The organism is Bradyrhizobium sp. P2_E8 (assembly GCF_056403875.1).
The window spans coordinates 1-1927 of the sequence record NZ_JBFUES010001230.1; the positions used below are offsets into that span (position 1 = coordinate 1).

A 1927-nucleotide genomic window follows, 5' to 3' on the forward strand; every position below is an offset into this window, starting at 1 on the left:
GGACAAGCGGGTTGCGCAGCTGAAATCCGGGATCGGCGAGGGCGGCCTGCGCGAGGCGGCCATTCGAAGCCTGCTTTACATCGGGTCGGCGCGGGGAATGGTCGACGAGCGCAGCATTGAGGCGTTGCGCCAGATCCGTCGCGACTACAGTGGACAGCGAATGACGCTTCCGGAGTTCAAGATGCTGGTCCGCGAGCAGTTCTTCATGCTGCTGATCGATCGGGAAGGTGCTTTGGCAGCCGTTCAGAAGCTGTTGCCCGAGGATGTCAACCAGCGGCGTGCGGCCTTCGCGGCGATACGCGAGGTGCTCTCCGCAAGCGGCGAGATCACGGGCGAGCGCGCAAGTCGCCTCCGGCGCGTCGCCACGTTGTTCGGCGTCGATACAGGTGAAGGAGAATCGAACGTCGCCCCTTTCGATCCAAAGGCGAAGGCGTCGTAAGGCTGTCTGCAAGGATTGGGAGCGACATCATGTCAACCGAAGCAAGGCAAACGCAGTCTCCCAGCAAGTATGACCGGTTGATTGCGGCGGCAAAGGCGGTGCCGCCGGTTCCGACAATCGTGGTGCATCCTTGCGACGAAACCTCGTTGCGCGGCGCTGTCGACAGCGCGCAGGCCGGCATCATCCGGCCGATCCTGGTCGGGCCCGCGAGCAGAATCGGCGACATCGCGCGCAGCTCCGGCCTCGACATCTCCGGCTTCGAGATCGTCAACGCCGCGCATAGCGAGGAGGCCGCCGACAAAGGTGTCGAGCTGATCCACGCAGCCAAGGGCGAAATGCTCATGAAGGGTAGCCTTCACACCGATGAGTTGATGCGCGCGGTGACGGCGAAGGTGGGCGGTCTGCGCACCGACCGGCGCATCAGCCATGTGTTCGTGATGGACGTGCCGGTCTATGCCGAAACCCTGTTGGTGACGGATGCCGCGATCAACATCTTTCCCGATCTCGATGCCAAGCGCGACATCATCCAGAACGCCATCGATCTCTACAATGAGGCCGGATTCGGCAAGACGCCACGGGTGGCAATCCTTTCGGCGGTGGAAACCGTGACGTCCAAGATTCCCTCGACGATCGAGGCGGCTGCGCTCTGCAAGATGGCTGATCGCGGGCAGATCACCGGCGGCGTGCTCGACGGCCCGCTCGCGTTCGACAATGCCATCGATCCCGAGGCCGCGCGCATCAAGGGCATCAAGTCCGAGGTCGCCGGCCGGGCTCAGATCCTCGTCGTTCCCGACCTCGAATCGGGCAACATGCTGGCGAAAAACCTGGCCTACTTTGCCAAGGCCGACGGCGCCGGCATCGTGCTCGGCGCCCGGGTGCCCGTCGTGCTGACGTCACGGGCGGACTCGCCGCGGGCGCGCATGGCATCCTGCGCGGTGGCGTCGCTCTATGCCAATGCCCGGCGTCAACACGCCCCGACAGTTGCCGCGTGACCATCATGGATACGATTCTCGTCGTCAATGCGGGCTCCTCGAGCGTCAAGTTCCAGGTCTTTTCGATCGAGGGAGAGGGGAGGCTGCGGCGGCAGCTCAAGGGCCAGATGGACGGCATTGGTAGCCGTCCGCGATTGCGGGCGAGCGGCGCGAATGGCGATACGCTCGCCGACCGCGCCTACCCGATCGAGGCGGTCGCGGACGTTCCGGCCGCGATGGAGATCGCGGGGAGCTGGTTGCGTGACGAGCTTCGCATCGACCCGATCGCGGTTGGGCACCGCGTCGTGCATGGCGGTCCGGACTATGATCGGCCGGTACGGATCGATCATGGCGTGGTCGCCCGGCTGGAGCGGTTCGTCAGCCTTGCGCCGCTGCATCAACCGCATAATCTTGCGCCGATCCGCTCGATCCTTGCCGGCTTCCCGACGCTGCCGCAGGTGGCATGCTTCGATACCGCCTTTCATCGCACGCACAGTGCGGTCGCCGACCATTACGC

The 1927-nt window shown here is 64.7% G+C and carries 1 protein-coding gene and 2 pseudogenes; all 3 read left to right on the plus strand.

The window, feature by feature from the left end; genetic code table 11:
• Nucleotides 1-439: pseudogene (locus AC1D00_RS38975) on the plus strand (hypothetical protein); the annotation flags it as partial.
• Between the two features lie 29 nt (nucleotides 440-468).
• Nucleotides 469-1431 (plus strand): phosphate acetyltransferase, encoded by a 963-nt coding sequence (locus AC1D00_RS38980; protein ID WP_477014339.1) that lies wholly within the window; start codon nucleotides 469-471, stop codon nucleotides 1429-1431.
• Between the two features lie 5 nt (nucleotides 1432-1436).
• Nucleotides 1437-1927 (plus strand): annotated as a pseudogene (locus AC1D00_RS38985) (acetate/propionate family kinase); the annotation flags it as partial.

Excerpts from the sequence above, each read along its gene's own strand:
- AC1D00_RS38980 (WP_477014339.1), top strand. The coding sequence starts at position 469 with ATGTCAACCGAAGCAAGGCAAACGCAGTCTCCCAGCAAGTATGACCGG.